Origin of the sequence: Streptomyces griseochromogenes (assembly GCF_001542625.1) — a bacterium.
Classification (GTDB): domain Bacteria; phylum Actinomycetota; class Actinomycetes; order Streptomycetales; family Streptomycetaceae; genus Streptomyces; species Streptomyces griseochromogenes.
This window is the reverse complement of record NZ_CP016279.1, coordinates 5,847,863-5,872,120: the sequence shown is the minus strand read 5'-3', so window position 1 is coordinate 5,872,120 and position 24,258 is coordinate 5,847,863. Positions and strand designations below refer to the sequence as shown.

The window sequence follows — 24,258 nt, the reverse complement described above, 5'->3', positions numbered from 1 at the left end:
CCACACACCGTGCGGACCGGGACGGCGGGGCCGACAACGGTCGGCGGCTTGACGGCTGGGGAACGGGCTCGCGCGAGCAAGTCCTGTTCGCGGCCGCCGCAGCCGTCAGCGCCCAGGGCCCCGAGGCGGGCGCGGAAGAGGTAGGTACTGCCCGCGATCGGTTTCGCCTTCTTCCTCGGCGTAGGCGCCGGCGGCCAGGGCAAGGGGACCGACGTGAAGCCGACGGCTGACAAGGTGCGGCCGACGGCCACGGTCACCACGACGGTCACGGCCACGAAGACCGCGACACCAGATCCCGCGCCGACGGTGACGAGGACGGTCAAGGTGAGGGTGACCGTCACCGCGCACGCGGCCGCCGCGGATCCGGGAAGCAGTGGGGGTTCGTCGGGCGGATCGTCCGGGGGCGGCGGCTCAAGCTCCTCGGGTGGTTCAAGCGCGGGAACGTTGCCACCGCCCTCTGCAACGACGGCACCTACTCGTACGCCGCGCACCATCAGGGCGCCTGCTCGTACCACGGGGGCGTGGCCGTCTTCTACAGGTAGGCCTGTAAGCGCAACGAACTGCCCGGTCGGCGGCATTGACGGGTCGGGCGGGGCTCGGGAATCACCGGGCTTCGAAAGGGACGTGATGACCGGCCTTGCCGTCCCCGATCGCTTGCGGCCCCGTCCGTCACAGGCGCGCCACAGTCGACTCGACTGCATTCCAGCAGACTTCGCCGCGCCTGCGGGTGATGCAACCGTCACCCCCGGCCGCCCCGCCGAAGGAGCACAACAGGTGATGACGCCCCCTTGAGCCCGGACCAAGCAAGCGGAGAAGTTCGCAGTGGCCCGGCCCGCGCGGCCGTCTGCACGATCGAGCAGGTCGGCGGCCGCGAGTGGGCCCGGACCCCGCCCTCGGCGCCCGGTTCCCGTACGAACTCCCCGGCGGACTGTGTCAACGCGACCCACATCGCCCGATCGGCGATCCCCGAGCCCGACTGCCCATGGACACTTCGCCGCCGAGAGGCTCATCGAGGCCGGCGCCCGCATCGCCTGCGGCGAGAAGGCCGACCTCGCTCTCCGGCGTGCCCGCGCGCGTCTGAGGTGAACTGGCTCCCGAGCGGCGCGGCCCGATCTCTTGCGCTCTGACGCGTCCTGATGGCGGGAGGGTGTGATGCCGCGCCCCTCATCACCCCTGAACCGGCGTTGCGCACCAAGTCTTGAGGCACGCTTTACCCATCGCATGCAACTGCGGACCATGCGGTCACTGTCTGACAGAGCATCGGGCCCGTCGGGGCCGAAGAGCGAGAGAGCGAGGCAGAGCGTGAGACGGCGCAAGGGCGGCATAGGGATCGCACTCGGCACGGCCGCGATGCTGATGGGCGTGAGTGCCTGTGGCGGAGGCGGCAGTGACAAGGCGAGCGGGAACGACGCGAAGGCGTCGGGAAAGCCGGGTGCGAGTGCCTCGCCCACGCCGACGAAGCCCGCGGGCCCGCCGATGCTGCTGGAGACGATCACCCCGCAGACGGGAACCACGGTCGGCGTGGCCATGCCGATCTCGGTGGTCTTCACGAACCCCGTGGCGGCAAAGGCACGGGCCACGGTCGAGAAGCACCTGAAGGTGAGCGCCTCGCAGTCGGTGGCCGGCGCCTGGCACTGGATGGGCGACAAGCGCGCCGACTGGCGGCCCAAGACGTACTGGCCCTCCGGTACGAAGGTGAAGATCGACGCTGACTTGAAGGGCCTCAGCAACGGCAACGGACGCTACGGCGTGCGCAGCTACACGCACTCCTTCACGATCGGCGACGACGTGCGCGCGGATGTCTCGGTGACCGGCCACACCATGAAGGTGACCCGGAACGGCAAGACGCTGCGCACCCTGTCGATCAATGCGGGCAGTCCCCAGTTTCCGACGTGGAACGGCACGATGGCTGTCATCGACAAGGAGGAGAAGGTCCACATGACCTCCTGCAGCGTCGGTATCAGCTGCGACAAGGGCAGCCCCAACTACTACGATCTGACGCTGCCCTGGGACGTCCACCTGACCCAGACCGGTACCTACGTGCACTACTCGACCGGCGACCCCAATCCGGGCAGCGGCAGCGCCCGCGGCTCGCACGGCTGCGTCCACCTGTCCAAGTCGGACGCCGAGTGGTTCTACAACCAGGTCAAGCAGGGCGACCCCGTCACCATCACCGGCTCGTCCCGTGCCAAGGCACCGGCCGACAACGGTTACGCCGACTTCAACCTGGGATGGGACCAGTGGCTCGCAGGCAGCGCGTCGGGGGAGGGAACGACCGCGACGCTGTGACAGGCTGCCGCGAGCACGAGCCGGTTCCACGCTTCCCCAACGGGAAGGGACGGCCGTTGCCGCGCGGTAACGGTATGGCCCGCGACGGGGCCGTCACTGCCCTGGACGAGTGGTGACGGCCCCCTTCCGCGTCCACGCTGACTGCTCGGTGCTCCATGGCGGCAGTCCCAGGCGCCCGGCCGTGGCAGTGACGGCATCGCAATCGCCGTCTTGTGCCGTGCCGCCGGAGGTCAGTTGCCGGGCCGGAATCGGAGCGCCGACCAGGTGTCGTCGATGGCGATCTGCCGCACGGGCCGCACTCCCTGCTCGGACAGTGCGGCGGCCAGGGTGTCGCGATTCAGATCCGTTCCCAGTTTCCCGCCCTTCGGGTAGGCGACCCAGGCGAGGGCATCGCGCCGCGCGGCGGCGAGCGCCGCCAGCGCATCCGTCCCGAGAAGGTCACCGGAGGCGGTCACGAAAGCGAGCACGGCATCGGCCGAGGCCGCGTCACCCACTGCCTCGATCTCCAGCTGGACGTCGTTCGGCTTGCCCAGTACTGCGACACTCTGACCGGGCTTGATCTGCAGCTTGCTCATGACGGACATCCTCTGATGCTGCCATCCGTGGTACGCCAAAGGGACTGACCCCGCCCACGCGGTCTTCGAACGGATCGCCGTCGTGGGTGGCTGCGCTGCCCCCGAGGACCAGTCCAGCCGTCCGGCGGTCACCGGCCGACCGATGCTGTCCCGTGAATGACGACGCGGCCGTCCGGGTCGGTTTCCTACACTCACAGGATGAACAACTACACGTGCACCCATTGCGGCACCGTCGGCCTGATGGAGGGTTTCATCGAGGACGCCGGCGAGCACTCACGCGGGTACGCGCGCTGGATCGAGGGCGCGTTGGAGCGCGGCATTTTCGGGGGCGCCAAGCGGATGGGCCGACCCCGGCGGCAGATAGAGGCGTTCCGCTGTCCCAAGTGCGGGCACCTCGAACTGTTCGCCACCGGTGAGGTGTAGCCGGCCCTCAATGTCCTGGGCTTCCATACAGTCGGTCGCGCGGCGCGCGTCGGATGCCCGGGCATCCGGGCTTCGGCGCCCCCACATCTCACGCGACCTGGTCACCCCAGGTCAAAGCGGCCGCTGCTGTGACAGAGCGCTTGAGCATGAGCTGCTGCCGACCGAGCTCCGAGCCGCGGACCGGCTGGACATGTCCCGGGCGGTGATCGACACGCTCCACTTCCGTGCGCTCAAGGGGCGGCCCAAAACTGGCCGGAGCCCGGTCGGCCGAGGCCGACCGGGCTCCAATTCTCAGGAAACAGCCGCTGGTACGCGTCTGGATCCGAGGGCGGTGGAGTGCGCCCAGACGATGACGAACGCGAGGATGAGTTCCAGGGCGCCGAAGGAGTGGAATTCCGCCGGTCGGCTGGGCAGGCCAAGGGGAGCCCAGCCGATGTAGATTCCTCGCTTGTCTCGCAGATGACCGCAGACTCGGTGTTCAGACCTGCTCGGTGGGGCGTACGAGCAGCTCGGCGACGGCCACGTGCCGGGGGCGGGTGACGATGTAGCCGACGGTGTCGGCGATGTCCTCGCCCTGCAGCCGCTCGATGTCGCCCAGAGCGGAGGCGATGTACTGCTGGACAGCAGCGGGGTTGTGAGTGCGCAGTTCGGTGTCGACGCTGCCCGGCTCGACGACGGACACGCGGACGTGCTGGCGCGCCAGTTCCTGGCGTAGCGACTCGCTGAAAGCGCCGACGCCGAACTTGGTGGCGCAGTACACGGCGGACATGGCGAAGGCGCCCCGGCCCGCGAGGGAGCCGATGTTGACGATGTCGGCGACCTGACGCGGTGCTTCGGCGGCTGCCTTGACCAGGTGGGGGACGGCCGCGTGGGTGGTGTACATCAGGCCCATGAGGTTGATGTCGATCATGCGGCGCCAGTCGTTGAGGTCCGCGCCGGGGGCGGGCCCGAGCAGCATGAGGCCGGCGTTGTTGACCAGCGTGTCCAGGCGCCCCAGACCCTCGACGGTCCGCTCGACCGCCTCCGCGGCGGCCTGGGCATCGGTGATGTCGGCGGGCACGACCAGGGCCTGACCACCGGCGGTGGTGATTTCCCCGGCGAGGTCGGTGAGCCGGTCCTCGCGTCGGCCGGCCAGGGCCACGGACGCGCCCTGGCGGGCAAGCTCCAGAGCGGTGGCGTGGCCGATGCCGCTGGATGCTCCGGTGACCAGGGCGACGGTTCCTTCAAGACGACGAGTCATGTGCAAGCCTTTCGATGAACGGCCTCGCTGCTGCGGGCCGTACGGGGTAGGGCGACGGCGCTCCTGATCGGGGCCGTAGGGGGTAGGGCGACGGCCCTATTGGTGGGGGCCGTGTGGGTTAAGGCATCCGTTCCCTCCCAGTCCGTGTGACTGTTTGCGGGAGGCGAGGCCGTCCACGACAGCGACGGGCGTGAGCGTGTGAGTTTCCGGGGAAAGCCCAAGTCGGTGGCAGTGTTGGCCAAGCCCACGGTGCCGACACGTAGCGCTTCTGTCTGGCGTGCTTTCGCAGTGACAGAGCCCGGTCCGTCCGGGTTCATGTGGATTGTCTACAGGCACTCTCAATCGCATGACCAGGGGAAACGCCGTGGTCTCGCAATGGACCGACACCCGTTCAGCTCAGCGGGACGTCGAGGACGGCCTTGCGGTGGCTGAACGTCCCGATGGAGTAGCGGCCGTGGTAGTTGCCCATGCCGCTTTCGCCGACGTCGTCGAAGGGGAGGGGCGGCACGGCGAGGTGGTGCATCGGCAGGCCGAAGTCGAGGCCGCCCGAGGAGGTCTCCGCGGTGAGCCGGCGCTTGGTGCTGTCGGTGTCGGTGAAGGCGTACAGGGCGAGCGGCTTGTCGCGCTCGTTGACGAACGCGATCGCCTCGTCCAGGTCCGCCACGGTCAGGATCGAAAGGGTGGGCCCGAAGATCTCCTCTCGCATCACGGGTTCGTCGGGCCGGACATCGGCCGGCACGGTCGGGGCGATGTACTTGTCTTCGCGGTCGGTCTGCCCGCCTCTGTCCGGCGTTGGCGAACTTGGTCCGCGCCAGGCGCCGCGCGACCATGGCGAGGTCGGCGTCCCGGTCCACGAACACCGGTGACTTGCCGCCGAGCTCAAGGACGACGGGGGTGAGGTTCTTGGCGGCGGCGGTCATCACGATGCGGCCGACCGTGCTGTTGCCGGTGTAGAAGATGTGGTCGAAGTGCTGCTGCAGCAGCACGGTGATCTCCGGCGAGCCTCCCTCTACGACCGCGGTGGCGTCGGTGTCGAGATAGGCGGGCAGCAGTTCGGCCAGCAGTGCCGAGGTGTGGGCGGCGTAGTTGGCGGGCTCGGTGTGGGCGCTGCCGCCGGGAAAGCCGGGCGCCGTCACCGGGGCGGGCTGCGGGGCGGTCCACTCCTCCAGGTGCTCCAGGTAGTCGTCGATCTCGACGATCGTGGTGTCGATCTCCATGGCGTCGGCTTCGGCGGCGGTGAAGGTGTCGTAGAGGGTGAATGCTGCCTTGGTGTCAGCCACAGGTGCGTCCCGTTCGGACGAGAGGGAAAGCCGGCCGGCATCCCGGGGAAGGGAGAGCGGTACCCGGCAGCCACGCGTTGTTGATTACCGCCACGTCGGCATGACCGGCGCGGGTTGGCGGGAGGCGTTCGCCCCGTGCGGCAGGATCTGCTGAATGCGGGCGAAGCCCTCGGGCGTGAGGGTGACCTGCGCGGCGGCAAGGTACTCGGTCAGGCCGGGGCCCAGCGGGGAGAAGGCATGAAGCCGATGCCCAATTGTCGATGTGGTCGGCGCCCAGGCAGCGCAAATTACTCTCGGTGACTTCACGGATGCGTTCGGGACGGCTGCCCACGACGGCTCCCCCGATCCTGGCGGGAGCGGACAGCTCGTAGCCGAACTTGGTCGCGAGCAGGATGTCGTCACGCAAGCCCTTCCCAGCACGGCCGAGGAGCTGCTCATTGCTACCGGTGCCCAAGCCGTACAGCTCGGCCGTGTCCAAGAGCGTGACGCCGAGTTCGTAGGCTCGGCGGATGGTGGCGATGCCGCTCTGCTCGCCCGGAGCCCCGTGGGCGATCGTCATGCCCATCGTGCCCAGACCGATTTCCTCGGCCTTGAAGCCCTGGCCGCCGAGGGTGTGCTGGGCGAGGTGCGTGGTGCTCTGTGCCATGTCCTCGACGCTAGGGACACGACACCCGGAGGTCATGGGGCACGGATCGCATAGAATTGCCTGATCCTCTCAAGCAAGGAGGGCCTCGTGTTGGACCGACTGGCCGCGGCCATCGACCGGCACTTCGGGGGAGTGGGCTCGGCCACCGCGGTCCCCCGCCTCACCCTGGTTGCGGTCGACCAGCCCATCGAGCCCACCGACCAGCTGTATGACCCGATGATCTGCTTCGTCGCCGACGGCACCAAACGCACCACCGCGGGCGAGCTCCGCCACGTCGCACACGCCGGCGAGATGCTGTTCACCACCATCGACCTGCCCGTCACCGTCGAACTGGAGAAGGTGCCCTACCGCTCCGCCGTCGTACGACTCGACAGCCAGGCGCTCACCGAGCTGCTCGTCGAGCTGCACGAGACGGGCCCGGCCACCCCGCCGGCAGTCGCAGGACAGGTCACCGCGCCCATGACACCGGAACTGGTCGACGCGGTCACCCGCTATGTCCAGCTCCTCGACACCCCCGACGACATCCGCCCCCTCGCCGCCCGGATCGAGAGCGAGATCCTCTACCGGCTGCTCCGTAGCTCACTCGCCCCCATCCTGCGCGAGTGGTCGCTGGCCGACTCGACCACGACCCGGATGCGCGAGGTGACCCGATGGATATGCGCCCGCTACACCGAGCCGCTCAGCATCGACGAGATCGCCGCCGTGGCACGTATGAGTCCCGCCAGCCTTCACCGGCACTTCAAAGCGACCACCGGAATGAGCCCGCTCAAGTACCAGAAACACCTACGGCTGCAGGAGGCACGGCGGCTCCTGGTCGCCGGCGACGCCAGCGCGGCCCAGATCGCGCAGGCGGTCGGATACGCAAGCGCGACCCAGTTCAACCGTGAGTACCGCAGCACCTACGGCCTCCCGCCCGGCCAGGACGCGGCACGCCTACGCGCTCGACTCACCCACACCCCCACTGCCCCAACCCAGCGGGCATAGAACCTTGTGGTCAGACGCCGCGTGGGCACAGGGCGGAGACAGCCAAGGCCGCAACATGCGTCCGCCAGACGACGGTTGGACGTATTGCGGCCCGACAAGGCATTGGCCGCAGCCATCACGGGAGTACGGTCACAACCCGGGGGGTGACCGCGTTTCCCTGATGGCCACGACGAGTCAGAAACCGCCTGTCCTTGGCCACTTGTACTTGAGTCAAAGGCTTACCGTCCCGCCCACCGTGTCCCAGAACCAGGCATGTGTCGCCGCTCCCATGCACCGTGCGGGTGGTGATCGACCAAGAGCTGCCGACAGAATGGTGAGGCGTTGTGGCACGTGCCGTTCCTACGGAACTGAGTGGCGAGTGCTGTGCTGCCGACTGGGGCATGCGCGGGTGCAGGTCAGGGTTCGATGACGAGGTTCTCGATCAGGCCGCCGCTGAGGGTGAAGCGGTAGCGCAGATCCACTACCCCGCCCGGGAAGTTGCCCTCGAGGTGATGTGTGGCGACGTAGTGGTCCACGTCGACCTTCTGTACGCCGGTAAGTTCGATCGTGTATGTGTACTCGCCGGCGGAACGGGTCAGCCAGGTCTCGATCGCTGGGGCTCCCCGGTGGGTCTTGCCCTCGTCGGTCACGCCGGCGTCAGGACGGAAGGCGCTGAGTGCGGTGGCGGTGTCATGGGCGCGGTGGGCGTCCAGATAGCGGGTGATCACCTCCGGCAGGTCGGCGAGGGTGATGTCCTGGGGCTGGTCGGTGTGCATGGCGGTTCCTGACGGTGGTGGAGTTCACACGGTGGGGATGGTGCCGCCGTCGATGACGTGCTCGGCGCCGACGATGGCGGAGGCGCGGTCGGAGACGAGGAAGGCGACGAGTTCGGCGACTTCTTCAGGGCGGTTGGGGCGGCCCAGGGGGATGCCGCCGAGGGAATCCATGAGCTGTTGCAGCGCCGCTTCGTGGGTGGTGCCGGCGCTCTCGGCGATGCGGGCGACGAGGTGGTCGGCGGCGGTGGTCTGGACGAAGCCGGGGGCGACAGTGTTGACGCGGACGCCGTGCGGTGCGACTTCGTTGGCCAGGCCCTTGCTGTAGGTGGTCAGCGCGGCTTTGGCGGCGGCGTAGGCGAGGGTGCCGTTCCACAGGGGCATGCGGCGCTGGATCGAGGAGACGTGGATGATGACGCCGCGGCCGGCTTCGATCATGCCGGGCAGTAGGCCGCGGTCCAGACGGACGGCGGCAAGGAGGTTGACGTTCAGCTCCCTGACCCAGTCGTCCTCGTCGAGGGCCTCGTATCCGCCCGAGGGCGCTTCCGAGCCGCCCAGGTTGTTGATCAGGATGTCGACGCCGCCGAGGCGGCGCAGGGCTTCCTCGACCACGGTGGCGGCCCCCTCGGGGGTGGCCAGGTCGGCGGTGATCATGTCCGAAGGTGCGACGTCGTCCGGTCGGCTGCGCGCGGTCACCAGCACGGTGGCGCCGGCCTGGGCCAGACGTCGGGCGACGGCGGCGCCGACCCCTTTCGTGCCGCCGGTGACCAGGGCGCGCCGGCCCTTCAGGGATTCGTTGATTTCGTCGGCGGGGGTGGTCATGGCGAGTTCCGTTCGCGGAGCGGGCAGGGCCGGAGTACCCCACTCATCATTACTGCTAAAATAGAAGCTAGTGACTTCGACTTTAGCAGTAACTCTCTAGGGGTGGTCAACCTTGGCAAGCCGCATCAGGGCAGAAGACCTCGAATGCCCGCTGTCCACGACGGTGCAGCACGTCGGCGAATGGTGGACGCTGCTGATCCTCCACGACGCCTTCGACGGCTACACCCGCTTCGACCAGTTCCAGGAGAACCTCGGCATCTCCACCAGCATGCTCACCGCACGCCTCAAGACCCTCGTCGCCGACGGCCTGCTGGAGCGCCGCCCATACCAGACCAATCCGGTCCGCCACGAGTACGTCCTGACCGACCTGGGCCGCTCCCTACGCCCGGTGGTCATCACGCTCGCTGCATGGGGCAACTCCCGCCTCGACCCAGAGCAGCGCAGCATGATCCTCATCGACGCCGGCAGCGGCGAAGAAGTCGAACCCGTGGTCGTCGACGCCAAGACCGGCCGACGTCTCGATGACAGCCACGCCTACGTGTTCACCGCCGGCCCCGCCGCCAGCCACGCCATGCGCACCCGCTACACCCAAACCACGCCGGCCACGCCTGATGGTGCAATCACCGCCTGACGTCCCCTCTCGCCAACAGATGGCGAGCCGTGCCCTCGGAGCGGACGGATCCGTTGCTGGGGTGTGAGGAAGCCGAATGCTCAACCGTGGCTCGTCGGCGAGGAGTTCTGGGCCAAGACCGAGCCGCTGCTGCCGGTTCGACGCCGTCACCCTCGGCACCCGGGCCGCAAGCACCCGGACAAGCGCAGGGTCCTGTGCGGGATCCTGTTCGTCCTCCACACCGGGATCCGCTGGGAGTGGCTGCCTGCCGAGCTGGGATCAGGCTCGGGAATGACCTGCTGGCGCAGGCCGCGGGACTGGAACAACGCCGGGTCTGGCAGCGGCTGCACGAGGTGCTGCTTGCCGAGCTGCGGGCCGCCGGTCGGCTGGACATGTCGCGAGCAGTGATCGACAGCACCCATGTCAGGGCGCTCGAGCGCGGCCCACGACGACACACGGCGCTCGGGTGCCGGAGTGCGTCTGGGCAGCGCCTGGGATCCCGCGCTAGGAGACGGGACGCCTCGCCGTCAGTGCCGTCGAGTAGGTTCTGTCCGTTCGGCCTGACAGGCGGGCCGCCGAACTGGAGGACTCGTCGCCGTGAGCATCCACCTGCACCTGCGTGCCGTCGCGGAATCCGAGATCCGGGACGACCACACCTGGCTTGCGGCGTTCATGTGGAAGGCTTGGGAGAACCACCCCGACGAGTACGCAGCGGGCATCGCCGACTCGATCGACAAGGTCTGGAGCTCCGTCAATGACCTCTACGCCGCAGCCGAAGTCCTCGTTGCACATGCTGACAAGCCCTGGACGCTGCCGATTTACGGTGGCCGCCCCGTGGCACACAGCACAGACGCCGACCTCTCCCGCCCGCCCCTGATGATCCTGGAGCCGCTTGGGGTGTCACAGGCCGCAGATTTCCTCGCGAGTGTCTCTTTCGACGAGCTGTGGAACGTCGCCAGTGCCAAGCTCGTCGGCTGGGACCAGGAGGAGGCGCAGGCCAGGCAGGAGTTCCTCGACCATCACAGGGACCTTCAAGGGTTCTACGGGCGGGCCGCTGCAGCAGGCCACGGCGTGGTCAAAGCGGTGTGGGCTTGAGACGTCGTCACCTGCCGGCTGCAGCCGTTCGTTGATGGGCCCGGCAGACCGTGGAGTCGACGTTCACGTCCCAGACGATCAGGTCCTTCGCGTCGGCAGGAAACGCTGGCGCTGCAGTTCGCAGCGCACCTCGTGGGAGCCGATGCATCGCCCTGTCGCCCGACCGGGCGCGGCCGGAGCGGGCGGCTGGAGTACGGGACAGTTGAGGAAAGGCCTGCTCGATGGGTCAGAACGCACTCGTCGCGGTCGGGTCCGCGCGGCCTCACAGCCGGGATCTCAGCACGTCGACCTCACAGCCTGGCGCGGACGGGTCGAAGCCGTGCTCGACCAGCCAGCGAACCGCCAGCAGGCTTCGCAATGACCACCACGCGCGGATTACGTCGAGGTCGACGTCGGTGCCGTAGCCGGCGACGACGTCGCCGAGGTGCTCCTCGTGTCCGAGCGTCAAGATGGCGAGGTCGAACAGGGCATCACCCTGGCCCGCCTCGGACCAGTCGATGATGCCAGTGATCTCGTCGCCGTCGACGAACACGTGAGCGATCTGCAGGTCGCCGTGTGTGAACACCGGAGTCCACGGCCGGAGCGCGGCCTCGGCGACCTGGCGGTTGCGGGTGACCAGATCGGCCGGCAGGACGCCGTTCGTCACGAGCCGCTCGCACTCGCCGTCGAGATCCGCCGCCAACTCGTCGAGGCCCCGGCCGGTCCAGGGCGGCAACGGCGCGTCGTGCAACTTCCGGATGGCGGCACCTGCCGAGGCCCACGCCGCCGGCGACGCGGTCGACGGCTCGCCGAGGCGGCCGAGCGCCGTCCCCGGGACCGCGGCGATCGCGAGCACCGGCGGCTTGCGCCACAGGACCTCCGGGGTCGGGACCGGCGCCAGGGCCATCGCCTCGACCTCGACGTCGATGCGCGCCTGATCGGCGTCCACCTTCAGGAACACGTCGCCGACGCGCAAGGTCGCGCGCTCGGAATGGGCGACGACGACTTTGACCTCATCCATGGCGACCAGTATCCCGGGACGACCGTCGACGTCGCCGGGTTTATCGCGTGCGATCGCGCGGCTGACCGCGTCCCGCTACCCAGCGGCCTCGTGCACGACACCGACCGCTGGCCAGGTCAAGCCCATCACTTTTGTCAGGAGTCCTCAGGGCCGGCTCGATGAGGTACTGGCCACGATGCTCTCGTCGTAGCCGTCACGGAAGCGCGGTCAGATCCCTCCAGTTGGCCCGACCGGCCAAGTGCGTGGTCAGGCTGTGTGGGGCCACGGAGTGTCGATCTCGATCGGGGCGGTGTAGTCGATACCGGGCACGGCAAAGCCGTACAAGCGCTGTACCTCACCTCGGAACCAGTCGAGATCGGCAAGGTCGCCGATGGTGTCGGTGGTCGCTCTGTCCCAGCGTTCGGCGACAGCCTGCTGCACTTCCTCGGCGAGCTCCCAGCGGTCAAGGCGCACACGGCCCTCGCTGTCGAGTATCAGCGCAGTGGTGCCGGTGAGCTGGTCCCACAGATCGGCCAGCTGGACCGTCGGCGGAATGAGGCTGTCGCCGAGCACGCCGCGCAGCAGTCCGGTGTAGAGGGCGATGCCGGGGACAGCGGTGGAGGACTGGGTGACGGCGGCGCCGTTGACCGAGGTCACGGCACGTCCACTGACGAGCTGCGCCAGCCGTGCGTCGAGAGCGCGAGCCGTGGCTTCCAGGTGGGCCTTGGCCGCTCCGATGGTGCCCTCGCGGTAGATCGGGGCGGTCAGTGGTGAGCCGATGTAGGAGAGGGCTGCGGTGGTGAACCCCTCGGCGAGCAGGCCCCGTTCTGCGAGGTGATCGATCCAGCGTTCCCAGTCGATGCCGCCCATCACTGCCACGGTCTGTTCGATGTCGTCCCCCAGGGCAGGTTCCGTCTCGACTTCGCGGACGTCGGGATTGCCGTCCGCGTCGAAGACGAGCGTCTTGGTGCGGTGCGCCGTGCCGATGGGCTTGATGGCCGAGGCGTAGGTGGCGCCGGTGTCGGGATCGGTGCGCCGGGGGGCTGCGACCGAGTAGATGAGGTAGTCCAGGCGTCCTTGGAATCGCTCCTGGAGCAGGTCGGCGACCTGGTCTTTGATCGCATCGGAGAAGGCGTCCCCGTTGAGGAAGACCATGTCCCGGCTTGCGGCGTGGGCAAGGTCCCGGGTGGCTGCGGTGCGGTACCAGCCGGCAGTGGCGGTGCGTCGCGCGCTGTGCGCCTTTTCGAAGCAGACACCGATACCGCGAATGCCGGCGCGCTTGAGCCCGGCCAGCGTGGCGGCCAGGCCGTACCCGGCCGACGATCCGATGACCACGGCAACCGGCCCGTCGCCCGTGGGCTCTGCTTCGGCAGCCGGTATGTCCCGCCACATGCCGTTCACCAGCTCGCGGCAACCCGCCGGGTGAGAGTCGAGGAAGAGGAAGCCACGGTTTCGGGGCGAGATCACGCGCTGGTTCACGAGAGAACGATCCTTTGGCTGGCCGGAGTAGGACACGACGACCGCAGAGGTCTGTCGTGTCCTGCAAGTCTTCAAGGCCGCAGGCGCAGGCACAGGTCTGGTCCGGCACAACAATGTCGTCGCGATCTTGGAACGTTCCACCACCTCCGGCACGTTCGGCTCGGCGCCTTGGGTCGACAAGAAGGCTCAGCGGGGCGGCCGACTACCACGCTCACGGTCCAACTCACGGAATTCTGGCCGCGGTTCCGTGAACCGCGTGGTGTCCTTCTGGTGATCCAGCAGCCGCTGTCGACGGCGCTGACGAGCTCAGGGCGCGGTGAAGAAGGCGCTCATGCCGTCCACGTCCGACAGGTAGCTGTCGATCGCGGTGATACGGCCGTGTCGGGTGGTCAGTACGGTTGCCAGGTGTTCGTCGAGTCGGCGTCCGTCGGGGGCGATCGCCGTGTTGCGGAGCGAGAGGGCGGCGCCGTGTGCCCCGACGAGCACGTGCAGCAACTCGGTGTGCAGTCCCTGGCCCGCGATGTGCTGGGCTCGGCGTACGACCGCGTCCGTGCCATGGATGGTGCCCGAGATGGTGCCGCTCCCCGGCATGGTCCAGGTGATGTCGTCGGCCAGCAAGCCGCGCAGCCCCTCCCAGTCTCGTGCTTGGAACGCGGCGAGGAAGCGTTCTGCGTCCGTGGCGTCGGCGTTGTTCGTGGACATGGTCTCCCGTTCTTCACCATCTGTCGTCAATTCCCCATCGACCCTACGAGGTTCGCCAGGGCAGCACGCGCCGACAGCCTGGTGCTCTCGCTACCCCGCACCGCTGGACGCGGCCAAGAAGCACTCTGACTTGTGGATTCACGGAGCCGCGGCCAGAACCAACCACGGCGCTCAGTCACAACCGTCCACCTGCGCCGGCGAGGTGGGACCAGCACTGCTCGAGCCGTCCGGGCTTGGCTGCGTAGGAGAGAACGGGCTTTGGCCCACATGGTGTGGAGCGGTTGCTCGCCGTCGCAGTATCAGGGCTTCGGCGTAGTGTGCCCGATCCACGAGACCCGCGAGGCGTGCGGCACGCTCTGGTGGTTGTGCTCGCGCTGACCGCGTGCACGGTACTGGCCGGAGTGAGCTCTGTGCTCGCGGTCGGCGAGTGGATCGCCGACACCTCCTCCTCGGTCCTGGAACGCCTCGGCGTACGACCCGTTCCGCTGTTCCCGAAACGGTCTCTGCCTGCGGAAACAACGGTGCGGCGTCTGCTGGGCCGCATCGATGGCGACGCACTGGACCAGGCGGTGGGCCGCTGGCTGGCCGACCGGCGCACAAGCACCGACGGCCAACTACGTGCGCTGGCCGTCGACGGCAAGAGCCTGCGCGGCGCCGCCAAGGCGACCGGGCGCAACCCAGCCATCGGCGCCCTCCGTCTGGCCGGCAAAACCAGCATCGCTTCCGCCCTTCGGCACAACGCCCGCAACGTCCGCCGACCGCTCACTCTCCTCGGACTGACATAATCGCGAACCGGACATCGAGCAACTCTGCCGATGCCCTGGGCCGGATGGCCGGACAGGAACGCGACTTGGGGCTTTGGAACTCGCGAGTTCGAGGGGCTCACAAGCCGTCGGATCTGGGTCCTGCGGAGTTCACGTGTTGCTCAGCCAGGTGAGGCGGCGAGCGAAGTGGGCCCAGGCGGCCAGCACCATGAGCGTGGCGGTGAGCCCGCCGAGCGTCATGACCGTAGATGGGGAGGTCCGGTCCACTATGACGCCGCCGATCAGCGCGCCAAGTGAGATGGTCGCCTGGAAGGAGGCGGTGAAGAGCACTGATGCTGCCTCGGGTGTATTTGGCGTCGCCTTGGCGAACCACGTCTGGGAGGAGACGGGAACGGCACCATAGGCAGTACCCCAGATAATGAGCAGGGCCACGACGCCGACCTGCCAGCGTCCCAGGATCGGCAGCAGCAGGGTGGCGGCCGCGATCATGGCGGCCGCGAGACCGAAGGTGACTCGGGGATAGCGTGCGACCACCGCCCCGCCCAGGAAGTTGCCGACGATTCCCGCAGCACCGTAGACCAGCAGGAAGACTGTGATCAGTTGCGAGTTGGCATCGGTGACCTGCTCCAGGAACGGCGTGACGTAGGTGTAGGTCCCGAAGTGTGCCAACACGATGAGGAAGGTCAGCAGCAACGCGAAACGCGTGTTGACGGTCTTGAGCATGCCACGCAGCACATTCAGGCGGGTCGTCCGATTGGGCGGCAGCGACGGTACAACCAGCACGAGCATGATCAGTACACCGACCGTGAGGGCACCCAGCACGACAAAAGCGGTGCGCCAGCCGGCCAGGTCTCCGATGAACGTGCCAGCTGGTACACCGAGGACGGAACCGAGCGGTGCCGCAGAGAAGATCACTGCCGTGGCACGGCCGACCGCCTCGGTCGGCACCAGGCGCTCGGCCAATCCGGCGCCGATCGACCAGAAGCCACCGATGACAATACCGATGACGACGCGGGAGACCAGGACAAGCCAGTAACCGGGTGCCGCGGCGGCCAGGAAGTTTGCCACGGCCAGCAGGAGCATGAACACGCACAGCATCAGCCGGCGGTCGATACGTGCTGTCGCCACGGTGACCACCGGTGCGGAGATGGCCGCGAGGAACCCGGGCATGGTCATCATGAGCCCAGCCATGCCGTCAGAGATGGCGAAGCTGGGGCCGATCTTGGTTAGCAGGCCGATCGGCAGGATCTCGGTTGTGACGATCGAGAAGATTCCCAGCATCACCGAAACCACGGCCAACCACCCGATCAATGGAGATCGGGTCGGTAGCCCGGCTCCGCCAGTGTGGTGCGTGGTCGCGGTGTTCGTTGAGGCCATGGGTTCCCCGTCCTGTGAAGGGTCTGTCATTTCGTGATCAGTGCAGCAGGCTCCGCACGAGGAAGGCTGGCAGTTCAGCGACATCACCCTCACAAGGCAATGGTGATGTCGCAGATCTGCTGACTCAGCGCTACACCATCGGCGCTGGCCAGGGGCCGACCGGCGCATGAGCACCGACGGCCAACTACGTGCACCGGCAGTCGACGGCCACTGAGCTGGCAGATCATCACGAACCAGACACTCTGCGACTACGCCGAAGCCCTGGTCGCAGTAGTGCCTCGGACAGGCCGTCAGTCGGTGTCATCACCGGTTTCGCGCCGTGGTCGACGAGGTGCAGGAGCAGTGGGATTGGCATGTCGGAAGCGGCCAGTAGCCTCAGGCACCATGGGAATTCAGATCGATGTAGTGGTGGCTTACCCAATCAACGATGAGATGGAGAGGGTGCTCGGGCTGGCCGAGGCGGTCCGCGAGCCCGTCACTCTCACGTTCTTGTGGGAGGGTCGTGAAGAGGCGGAGCGCGCCGTGCTGGTGCCCGCGGCCACGCTGGCGCTCTGGGAGCATTGGGCACCCACCGCCTACCCGACGAGTGACGCTGGGGACGAGAACCGGGCTGAAACGGAAGAGCAGGAACTCGCCCACCCAGCGGAATTCGGGGCGTTCACGCTCTTTCGTCGTCGTGCGGGAGCGCGCACGGCGGTCGCTCGCGGAGGCGTGGTCGTTGCCGAGCTCCTGGACCCCGACGAGGCGCACTGGCTTCAAGAGCAGGCCCGTAGTATCCGCCAAGGCTTCATGGATCCGAAGCAGAAGGCGGCGTTCGAAGAGTTCCTCGCCCGACAGGCATCCCTCGATGAGCAGTGACGCGCCGACTCATGCTTCGGGCACGGCATCTGACATTGCGTCACCATGAGTCACTGCGAGCCAGGGTCCGAGGTCGTTGATGAGCATCCCGGGCATTGCCGGGTCGGGTGAGGGTGCACGGCCGATGGACGCGGCGACACGCATCTGCTCGACGCGCTCGGGGTAGTAGCGGCCGAAGAGCTCGGCGGACTGGCCGAGGTCGCTGGTCCAGCCGTTCCATCGGGACATGATCAGGGTGAATCCTGTGCGGACGAGGCGACGGCCGACGAGACGGCTGAGGGGCCGGCGATCGGCGTCCGTGGTGGCTTCGGCTGCTGCGGCACGCCAGTGTGGAAGCACGCACGCGGGCGAGGTCGCCGTTGGTCTCTCGCGCGAGGAGGGCCGTGGGGCGATAACGGGGCAGCTGTCAGGAGTCGGGGCCATCGAGCGACTCCTGGAAGTCCCTGGCCAAGGCCGTGGGGTTGCTGGATGAGATCAACGGGGTTTGACGGGCGGCTTCATGGCCGACGTCTGCGGTGATGCCCAGATCACGACGCATCGTCTCTCTCGTGACGCGTATCTGAGACCAGAGCGCATGCTGCGCTTCGGCGGCTGACTGCAGTGACTCGCCCGGCCGGGGGTTTCCCTGCTCCAGGCGTTTGACCTGCCCATAGACGCGAGTCAGTGCTTCGTTGAGTTCGTGAGCCGGAACAATCACGGCGTCGGGGGCGATCATCAGAGTCTCGGACCAACGGTCACGGTAGGCGTCCTTGGTTCCTTCCAGCGCCGACACGTCCTCATCTCCGGGCGTGCGATCCCGCATGACGTACAAGTGACGACTGAGCGCCGTGGCGAACTGCCGTGCATCCCTGTGCAGTTGCGTGTAGCAGCTCCGCCGGAGTTCACGATTCTCACGAGCCTCCTGGATGGCTCGGGTCATCTCCATTTCGCGCTTCTTAGCCCGGTCGGCGCCCCGCTGCGTGAGCAGCGCACCCCCGAGAGTCCCCGCAACGCCAGTGATCGCGATCAGTACCGCCCCCACGTCCATCGGATCACCCTAGACCGCATCATGTGCCGACCGGACGACGACGATCGCAGCTCGCCGCCTCGGCCGACCTGCGAGCGCTGATCCGAAGGAAGGGCTCTGGCCTCGCGCTTTCACGGGTCGGCCTGTCCGGGGGTTGATCAGAAACCTGAGAAGTGCTCCTGCGCGGCCCCGCACCGTGGCGCAAGACCCGTGCGGTCCACGGTCCGGGCAAGGCCCTGCCGCGCCAACGGAGCGGGATGTGGCACTGGCGGTAGCACTCGGCGGGGACTGCCTGGCCGACATCGGCCTGCCGCACGTAGCGCCATCGGGATACCCAGAAGCGCACGGTCCGCGTGCGCCGCGCACCGCACCGTCGCAATCTGGACGCATGACCTATCGGTGCGCGGTGAAAGGCGGCCCATGAAGTCGGCAGTCATCGGGGGTACCGGCCTGATCGGGGCGCGGGTCGTGAAAGAGCTGAACGCGGCCGGGCATGAGGCCGTGCCGCACTCGCAGTCCACAGGTGTCGGCGTTCTTCCAGGCCTCGATGGACAACCTTCTGGCCGCGGCCCAGAAGGGCGGGGTGGGCCACGTCGTCATCCTCTCGATCGTCGGCGCGGACCAGGTGCCCGGCCTCGACTGCTACCGGGCCAAGGTCCTGCAGGAAGACATCCTCAAGGCCGGGCCGCCGGGCCCGACGTCCTCCCCATCGACGAACTCGGCCGGACCACCCTCAATGCCCATCCCGACGGCCGCACGGTCGTCACCGACGACACCGCCGGCATGTTCGCCGCCGTTCAGGGCGATGGTCTGATCGCCAAGGGCGACGTCCGGTATCGCCCCCACCCACTACAGCGACTGGCTCTGCTGAACCAGTCGGCCCACCACTGGAGGCTTCACCATGTCGAACGACGAGCCAGCAACAGACAGCACTGAGAGCCAACCGCGTTCGGAAGCATGGAAGACGGCGCTCACTGTGCTGCAGTCGGTGAAACCGCCGTCCGTGCCGGAGGGGGCAGAGGCGATGACCGTCCTCATCGAGTTCCCTCCCGGCGACCCCGGAACCCCTCCGCACCGGCACTCGGGACCCGCTTTCGGCTACATGCTCGAGGGCGAGATGCTCTTCGAGCTGGAAGGCGAGACCGAACGAGTGATCAAGGCCGGGGAGACGTTCTGGGAGCCGGGCGGCGATGTCATCCACTACCAGGACGGGAACAACCGGTCGGACTCCTGGAGCCGCTTTCTCGTCACCATGATGTGTGCGCCCGGTCAGCCCATGCTCACCCTGGTCGACGACGAAGAGCTGGCCCAGCGTCAACACCTGCGAGCTCCCCGTCCTGGCACCTGATCCGCCGCTGATGCCGGATCTGAATGTCAAATGCCCCATCTTGCTGTCTTGCCACCCCTGGGCGGAAACTCATCTGGTCAGGAGGCCCTGACCTGCGGTTTCGTCGCTGGCAGCTGCGGCTCGACTGCCGCAGTCGGTTGCCGTCGGGCGGCTTGTGGCGGCTTCACGCGGCAGGGCGTCCCTTGGGTGATCAGAAACGCGAAGAGCGCTCCTGACGACTGGCGGAAGTTCAGGGCGGCCTGAGCGCCGCCTCGGAACATGTGGGCCATGCCAGGATGACCCACATGTCTTCCGACCCTCAGACTTTTGCCGAGCCCGGTGGTCAGGCTTTAGCCCACGACTACGACAGCTTCGCCGAAGCGTACGCGGCCGAGAGTGAGTCCAACCTTCACAACGGCTACTACGCGCGGCCCGCGATCCTTGACCTGGCCGGGGACGTGGCCGGGCGCAGGATCCTTGACGTCGGGTGCGGCGCCGGCCCCGTGCTCGAGGCGCTGCGCGATCGCGGCGCCATCGTGACCGGTGTCGAACCCAGTATCAAGATGCTGGAGCTGGCCAGGCAGCGGCTCGGTGAGGACGCGGCCCTGCATCAGGCTGGTCTGGGCGGCGCTCCTCTGCCGTTCCCTGACGGCGCGTTCGACGATGCCATCGCGTGCCTGGTCTTGCACTACCTGGAAGACTGGACGGCGCCGCTGGCCGAACTGCGGCGTGTCCTGGCGCCCGGAGGCCGACTCATCGTGGCCGTCAACCACCCCTTCGTCTACAGGTTGCAGCATCCCGATGCCGACTACTTCGCGACCAGCAAGTGGTCCGAGGAGTACACCTTCAGCGGCCAGAACGCGACGCTTACGTACTGGCACCGGCCGCTGCACGCGATGACCAGCGCCTTCATCGAAGCCGGCTTCCGGATAGCCGTCGTCAGCGAACCGCCCCCCGCGCCAGGCGCCCGCGAGCGTTTCCCCGAAGTCTTCGAAGAGGTCTTCGGGAACCTGCCCTCGGCGACCGCATTCCTCTGCTTCCTGTTCTTCGTTCTGGAGGCCGCCTGAGGCTGGGGACCATGTGGCTGAGGTGACAGGCTTCAGCCACATGATCGGTCCTCGGGCACCAAGAGGTGCTGCCAAAACTGGGTTATGGCACAGATCTTGGGGAGCGGTCACGGAGGGCTACTGGAGCAGGATCATCTTGCGGAGTAGTTCGAATCCGGCATGTCCGTAGAGGCGCCTTTTGATCTTCTTGATGCGATTCACCGCGCCTTCGATGACGCCGGAGCGCCAGTGCAGGGTGAGTCCGGCGGTCATGGCGTCGAGGTCGCGGAGCATGTGGAGGGCGAAACCGGTGCGGCCGGATAGTTGGCCGGCGTCGACGGGGTTGATCCAGTTGGGGAGCGTGGCGCCGAGGCGGTTGGTGAGGATCTCGCCGAAGCCCCTTTCAAGGCGGCGCGCTCTGCCTCGCTCAGGTTCGTGGGATGGCGGGCGAGCCAGCCAGTCACCTGTCGTCCTGTCGGCGGCGGGGGCGGTGCTTTTGGCGGTGTGGGCGCGGACCATCTGGTAGGTGACGGGGGTGTGATCGGCGAGCAGTTCTTTGTGCAGGCGGGTGGCCCTGGAGCATCACTCCCGCCCGTACGGCGGCGGGATGTGCGCGGTCACACGCGAAACCGAAGCGCGCAATCGAACACCGCGGTAACCCCCCGCGAACGCTCCCCAAGCTTCGTGCCAGAACCCACAACTGACCGACAAAACCCCTTCGTTCGGCGCTTGTTGACGGTGCTCGTACTTGCGGCCTGAAGGGTGTCACGCGGTGATGGCCGCTACCAGTTCGTTCCGCCCGCAGGTGCCGGTCTTGCGGAAGATCGCTCTGAGATGCTCGTTGACCGTGTGCACGGACAAGTCGAGGACCCGGGCGATCTGCTTGGGCGCGGACCCGTCCTGCAGGTGGTGCATGATCTGGCGTTCGCGAGCGGTGATTCCGTACCAGTCGCAGAACGAGGGGAGCAGCAGGGCGCCGGTGGCCCGCTGGATCATGACCGCGACGTCGCCCTCGTCGCCGAGCGGCTGTGCCTCGATCGCGGTCCACCAGCCGGATCCCACGGAGGGTACGCACAGCCGCGGGTATTGCCGACGCGGGCTTTGCGCGTGCTCCCGTGCCGCGGCTGCCAGCGCGGCGAACGACGACTCGGTCAGCCAGTCCGGAACATTCTGCCGAGCCGTCATCGCCTCCAGCCACGTACGCGCCTGAGGTGTCATCGCCCCGATCCGTCCGTCCGCAGCGACGATGAGCACGCTCGGCGGCGGCACATGCGCTGACGGGGCGACGGGCCCAGCCGTCACATAGCTGCGCAGCGCGGCGATCAACGAAGGCACGACCTCGGCGATCCGCCGCGCGTCACCGTCGTCGAACGGCCGTCCGCCCGCCTCCCGCAGCAGGCAGAGCACCCCCCCCCACACTCCGCGCGTGTCCCGCAACGCGAGGCACAGCTCCTCACCGACCCCGTACTCGGCGAGCAGCCGGTCACACGCACCTGGGTGATGTCCCCGATCGGCCACCGTCACCGGGAGTGTCTGCCGCGCCAGGCGGTCCAGCTCCCGCGCATCCCCTCCCGTGCCGTCCGGGCTCAGGAGCGCGCGACCGACATCGGGCGCGTACCCGTGCCAGAACGCCAGTGATGTGACGCCCAAACCCGACGCCGGGTTCATCACGCCACACCGCAATGCGTCATGCGCCACCATCGGCGCGAGCACCCGGGACAGCGCCGCTCCCGTCTCCTTGAGGTCGGCTCCCGGCACCAGTGCCGCGCGCAGATCCCGGTACAACCGATCCCCGTCAGCCCTCATGCATCCAAGTGTGGGTACAAGCGGATCCCCCAGGCGGCATGCGGCTGTGTCAACCCCCAAAAGTTTGGAATTTCCGAGGATCCAGCGCCAGGCGATCCTCAGACGTGTGCTCGGGCAGCCACCTGACAGCCAACACGGCTCAGGCCTTGCCCAGCACGGCTCAGATCAAAGCCGGTCAGTGAAATCGGGAGGACAGATGGGATCTGCACAGCGGATTTCTGTGGCCGCAGCGGCAGCGGTGAGTCTGTTGGCGCTGGGACTGTCGTCGGCGGGAACCGCCCATGCGGCGACCTACTACCAGCTCGTGGCGCGCCACAGCGACAAGTGCGTCACGGTCCCCAATGCCAGCATGGGGCACGACGTTCCGGTGGAGCAGTGGACCTGCCGCGGCGAGGCCGACCAGCAGTTCGAGGTCGACCACCTCGACCACGGCGAGTACGCGATCAAGGCCCGGCACAGCGGCAAATGCCTGGACGTCGAATGGGCCAGCCATGAGGACAGGGCCCACATCGTCCAGGCCAACTGCCACTACGGCGACAATCAGCGCTGGTACCAGCAGCCCACCAGCGACGGCTACGTCCTGCTCATCGCCAAGCACAGCGGCAAGTGCATGGACGTCGCCTGGGCCGACCAGGGGGACGGCGCACCGGTGGTCCAGTCGGGCTGCTGGCACGGGAACAACCAGCAGTTCAAACTGGCGCCCGTCTAGAAGGGTCAAGCGGCTCACGGACCGGACCCCATACGCTGACGCACCAGGTAACACCCTGTCAGCACTGCTGCGGCCGGCCGGCATCGCGGGCTCGATCCGCCGGCCGACCGCAGCCACCCCTATCGCGGCAAGCACGCGAGCCCGTACGCCATTTCCTGACCCACTGACACCCCTGATCACACAACCTGTCGGTTGGGCCCGTTTCATTGACGGCCACCCGTCGAGCGCCGTCGCGGGCACGCGACCGGCGCGCAACGCCCCCCGGAGCGCAGACTCGTCGGCCGACACCCCATTCCGTCATCACTCATGACGGGGTCTCCAGTGGCGTCGGTTGTTGCGGGAAGCCCGTTCCGACTTGGACGCGGTTGGATCCTCTCCTTGGCTGAACCTCTGTGGAGGAGGCCGGGGCGGTCTTCCCCGTCGGCGGCGTGATGGGCTATGCCTGCCTCATTCGCATGAGGAGGCACTCTGATGGCGACGGCCCGGAACCAGCACGCAGCGGGTACGCCGACGCGGATGACCCGCTTCGACGACATTTACAGCCGGCCCGATCCGCGGCCGTACTTCAGTACTCTGGGGGCGCTGGGCTATCAGACACCCCATCACGCCCAGGGTGTCTTCCGCCGTCTTCTGCCTCTTGTCGGCTTGCCCGAAGTGCCCGAGTGCCCGGCCGACCAGGACGGCGGGCCACGGGCCACGGTTTTGGACATCTGCTGCTCGTACGGCATCAACGCGGCCTTGCTCAACCACCATGTGACGCTGGAGGAGCTGTACGACCGCTACACCTCACCGCAGGTGACCCGCCTGACAACCGCCGAACTGATCGAGTCGGACCGCAGGTACTTCGCGGCGTGCCGTCGTCCGGACGCCGTACCCGTCATCGGCCTTGACATCGCCGCGCCTGCCATGGCCTACGGCCGTGCGGTCGGTCTGCTCGATGCGGGGTTCGCCGAGAACCTGGAAGCCGTCCAGCCCAGCCCCGCGTTGTGCCGGGCCACCCGCGGCACCCGCCTGATCACCGTGACCGGCGGGGCGAGCTTCCTGTCCGCCCGCACCTTCCGTCCGCTGCTGGAAGGCAGGCGGGAGCCACCATGGGTGGCGGCTTTCGTGCTGCGTACCGGCTCCTACCAGAACATCGCCGACGCCCTGGCCTTGTTGGGCCTGACCACGGAGAAGGACACAGCCCGCACCTACCCGCAAAGGCGCTTCACCGACGTCGACGAACAGCGGTACGCCATCGCCGCAGTGTCCGCGGCCGGCGACGACCCACGCGGCAAGGAGACCGACGGTCACTTTCATACGGCCCTGCACCTCACACGGCCCTGCGCGGACGCAGCTGCTCGTCCCCTGAACGAGCTGCTGCGAGATGCATGAGCCCGCCGAGGGCACGGGTCACTCCATGGCGGGGAGTATCTATCATCCATACAGCGCCGCCCCCCTCACGTTCGGAGGCCGGGCTGCGGCGCACGGCCCACAGCTCGGGGGCCAT

24 protein-coding genes and 5 pseudogenes are annotated in these 24,258 nt (G+C 67.8%); 15 read left to right on the top strand and 14 right to left on the bottom strand.

Going from position 1 to position 24,258, the window contains the following annotated elements; genetic code table 11:
- Positions 1-392 precede the first annotated feature (392 nt).
- Together AVL59_RS56640 and AVL59_RS25160 are read left to right on the top strand one after the other, a co-directional pair.
- On the top strand, positions 393-542 hold the full coding sequence (locus AVL59_RS56640) for a DUF3761 domain-containing protein (RefSeq protein ID WP_079147439.1): 150 nt from the start codon (positions 393-395) through the stop codon (positions 540-542).
- An 808-nt stretch (positions 543-1,350) separates the two neighbouring features.
- Positions 1,351-2,289, top strand: coding sequence for a L,D-transpeptidase (locus AVL59_RS25160; protein WP_067317737.1), 939 nt, complete (start codon positions 1,351-1,353; stop codon positions 2,287-2,289).
- Between the two features lie 230 nt (positions 2,290-2,519).
- Here AVL59_RS25160 and AVL59_RS25155 read toward each other — a convergent pair whose 3' ends face one another.
- Entirely contained in the window at positions 2,520-2,864 is a 345-nt protein-coding gene (locus AVL59_RS25155; protein ID WP_208870447.1) for a hypothetical protein, read from the bottom strand.
- Between the two features lie 198 nt (positions 2,865-3,062).
- Between AVL59_RS25155 and AVL59_RS25150 the strand changes: the two genes are divergently transcribed.
- A complete protein-coding gene (locus AVL59_RS25150; protein WP_067317736.1) occupies positions 3,063-3,287 on the top strand; it encodes a hypothetical protein in 225 nt (74 codons plus the stop codon).
- Between the two features lie 478 nt (positions 3,288-3,765).
- Here AVL59_RS25150 and AVL59_RS25145 read toward each other — a convergent pair whose 3' ends face one another.
- The 3 genes and pseudogenes from AVL59_RS25145 to AVL59_RS56150 form a co-directional block, all read right to left on the bottom strand.
- Positions 3,766-4,527: an SDR family NAD(P)-dependent oxidoreductase gene (locus AVL59_RS25145; RefSeq protein WP_067308408.1), complete on the bottom strand. Its 762-nt coding sequence runs from the start codon at positions 4,525-4,527 to the stop codon at positions 3,766-3,768.
- Positions 4,528-4,918: 391 nt separating this feature from the next.
- Positions 4,919-5,765, bottom strand: a pseudogene (locus tag AVL59_RS49360) (aldehyde dehydrogenase family protein); the annotation flags it as partial.
- Positions 5,766-5,799: 34 nt separating this feature from the next.
- Entirely contained in the window at positions 5,800-6,453 is a 654-nt protein-coding gene (locus AVL59_RS56150) for an aldo/keto reductase (RefSeq protein ID WP_079147437.1), read from the bottom strand.
- An 87-nt stretch (positions 6,454-6,540) separates the two neighbouring features.
- Here AVL59_RS56150 and AVL59_RS25130 point away from each other — a divergent pair, with 87 nt between their 5' ends.
- Positions 6,541-7,437, top strand: coding sequence for an AraC family transcriptional regulator (locus AVL59_RS25130; protein WP_067308399.1), 897 nt, complete (start codon positions 6,541-6,543; stop codon positions 7,435-7,437).
- A 395-nt stretch (positions 7,438-7,832) separates the two neighbouring features.
- Here AVL59_RS25130 and AVL59_RS25125 read toward each other — a convergent pair whose 3' ends face one another.
- Positions 7,833-8,192, bottom strand: a complete 360-nt coding sequence (locus tag AVL59_RS25125) for a nuclear transport factor 2-like protein (protein ID WP_067308396.1) — start codon at positions 8,190-8,192, stop codon at positions 7,833-7,835.
- A 24-nt stretch (positions 8,193-8,216) separates the two neighbouring features.
- A complete protein-coding gene (locus tag AVL59_RS25120; RefSeq protein WP_067308393.1) occupies positions 8,217-9,011 on the bottom strand; it encodes an SDR family oxidoreductase in 795 nt (264 codons plus the stop codon).
- A gap of 112 nt (positions 9,012-9,123) precedes the next feature.
- On the opposite strand from AVL59_RS25120, the gene AVL59_RS25115 reads away from it, so the two are divergent.
- From AVL59_RS25115 to AVL59_RS25105, 3 genes and pseudogenes are all read left to right on the top strand, one after another.
- Positions 9,124-9,642 (top strand): winged helix-turn-helix transcriptional regulator, encoded by a 519-nt coding sequence (locus AVL59_RS25115; protein WP_208870446.1) that lies wholly within the window; start codon positions 9,124-9,126, stop codon positions 9,640-9,642.
- Between the two features lie 48 nt (positions 9,643-9,690).
- A pseudogene (locus AVL59_RS49350) lies at positions 9,691-10,037 on the top strand (transposase); the annotation flags it as partial.
- Positions 10,038-10,218: 181 nt separating this feature from the next.
- Positions 10,219-10,716 (top strand): DUF1877 family protein, encoded by a 498-nt coding sequence (locus AVL59_RS25105; protein WP_067308384.1) that lies wholly within the window; start codon positions 10,219-10,221, stop codon positions 10,714-10,716.
- Between the two features lie 262 nt (positions 10,717-10,978).
- Here the strand turns inward: AVL59_RS25105 and AVL59_RS25100 are convergent, their stop codons facing one another.
- The 3 genes from AVL59_RS25100 to AVL59_RS25090 all read right to left on the bottom strand — a co-directional run bounded on the left by AVL59_RS25100 (position 10,979) and on the right by AVL59_RS25090 (position 13,876).
- Complete coding sequence (locus AVL59_RS25100) at positions 10,979-11,716, bottom strand: phosphotransferase family protein (protein ID WP_067308381.1); 738 nt, start codon at positions 11,714-11,716, stop codon at positions 10,979-10,981.
- A 246-nt stretch (positions 11,717-11,962) separates the two neighbouring features.
- Entirely contained in the window at positions 11,963-13,174 is a 1,212-nt protein-coding gene (gene fabV, locus AVL59_RS25095; protein WP_067308378.1) for an enoyl-[acyl-carrier-protein] reductase FabV, read from the bottom strand.
- A 306-nt stretch (positions 13,175-13,480) separates the two neighbouring features.
- Positions 13,481-13,876 carry a nuclear transport factor 2 family protein gene (locus AVL59_RS25090; RefSeq protein WP_067308375.1) on the bottom strand — a complete coding sequence of 132 codons (396 nt, stop codon included), beginning with the start codon at positions 13,874-13,876 and terminating at the stop codon, positions 13,481-13,483.
- Between the two features lie 272 nt (positions 13,877-14,148).
- Between AVL59_RS25090 and AVL59_RS25085 the strand changes: the two genes are divergently transcribed.
- A complete protein-coding gene (locus tag AVL59_RS25085; RefSeq protein WP_308281913.1) occupies positions 14,149-14,661 on the top strand; it encodes a transposase family protein in 513 nt (170 codons plus the stop codon).
- A gap of 129 nt (positions 14,662-14,790) precedes the next feature.
- Here the strand turns inward: AVL59_RS25085 and AVL59_RS25080 are convergent, their stop codons facing one another.
- Complete coding sequence (locus AVL59_RS25080) at positions 14,791-16,017, bottom strand: MFS transporter (RefSeq protein WP_099053127.1); 1,227 nt, start codon at positions 16,015-16,017, stop codon at positions 14,791-14,793.
- Positions 16,018-16,401: 384 nt separating this feature from the next.
- Between AVL59_RS25080 and AVL59_RS25075 the strand changes: the two genes are divergently transcribed.
- Positions 16,402-16,875: a hypothetical protein gene (locus tag AVL59_RS25075; protein ID WP_067308370.1), complete on the top strand. Its 474-nt coding sequence runs from the start codon at positions 16,402-16,404 to the stop codon at positions 16,873-16,875.
- 9 nt (positions 16,876-16,884) lie between these two features.
- Here the strand turns inward: AVL59_RS25075 and AVL59_RS54940 are convergent.
- A pseudogene (locus tag AVL59_RS54940) lies at positions 16,885-17,281 on the bottom strand (nucleotidyltransferase); the annotation flags it as partial.
- Positions 17,282-17,902 carry a hypothetical protein gene (locus AVL59_RS25065; protein WP_067308364.1) on the bottom strand — a complete coding sequence of 207 codons (621 nt, stop codon included), beginning with the start codon at positions 17,900-17,902 and terminating at the stop codon, positions 17,282-17,284. It abuts the pseudogene before it with no gap.
- A gap of 170 nt (positions 17,903-18,072) precedes the next feature.
- Between AVL59_RS25065 and AVL59_RS56635 the strand changes: the two are divergent.
- The 4 genes and pseudogenes from AVL59_RS56635 to AVL59_RS25050 form a co-directional block, all read left to right on the top strand.
- Positions 18,073-18,245 (top strand): annotated as a pseudogene (locus tag AVL59_RS56635) (IS1380 family transposase); the annotation flags it as partial.
- Between the two features lie 56 nt (positions 18,246-18,301).
- Positions 18,302-18,752: pseudogene (locus AVL59_RS25060) on the top strand (SDR family oxidoreductase).
- Between the two features lie 30 nt (positions 18,753-18,782).
- Entirely contained in the window at positions 18,783-19,229 is a 447-nt protein-coding gene (locus AVL59_RS25055; protein ID WP_067308361.1) for a cupin domain-containing protein, read from the top strand.
- Positions 19,230-19,504: 275 nt separating this feature from the next.
- A complete protein-coding gene (locus AVL59_RS25050) occupies positions 19,505-20,275 on the top strand; it encodes a class I SAM-dependent methyltransferase (RefSeq protein WP_208870444.1) in 771 nt (256 codons plus the stop codon).
- 117 nt (positions 20,276-20,392) lie between these two features.
- Here the strand turns inward: AVL59_RS25050 and AVL59_RS25045 are convergent, their stop codons facing one another.
- On the bottom strand, positions 20,393-20,773 hold the full coding sequence (locus AVL59_RS25045) for a transposase (RefSeq protein ID WP_079146970.1): 381 nt from the start codon (positions 20,771-20,773) through the stop codon (positions 20,393-20,395).
- A gap of 246 nt (positions 20,774-21,019) precedes the next feature.
- Positions 21,020-22,060, bottom strand: coding sequence for a helix-turn-helix transcriptional regulator (locus tag AVL59_RS54935; RefSeq protein ID WP_067308355.1), 1,041 nt, complete (start codon positions 22,058-22,060; stop codon positions 21,020-21,022).
- 196 nt (positions 22,061-22,256) lie between these two features.
- Between AVL59_RS54935 and AVL59_RS49340 the strand changes: the two genes are divergently transcribed.
- Together AVL59_RS49340 and AVL59_RS25030 are read left to right on the top strand one after the other, a co-directional pair.
- Positions 22,257-22,769: an RICIN domain-containing protein gene (locus AVL59_RS49340; protein ID WP_159400071.1), complete on the top strand. Its 513-nt coding sequence runs from the start codon at positions 22,257-22,259 to the stop codon at positions 22,767-22,769.
- Between the two features lie 471 nt (positions 22,770-23,240).
- Positions 23,241-24,143, top strand: a complete 903-nt coding sequence (locus AVL59_RS25030) for a hypothetical protein (RefSeq protein WP_067308349.1) — start codon at positions 23,241-23,243, stop codon at positions 24,141-24,143.
- Positions 24,144-24,258 lie beyond the last annotated feature (115 nt).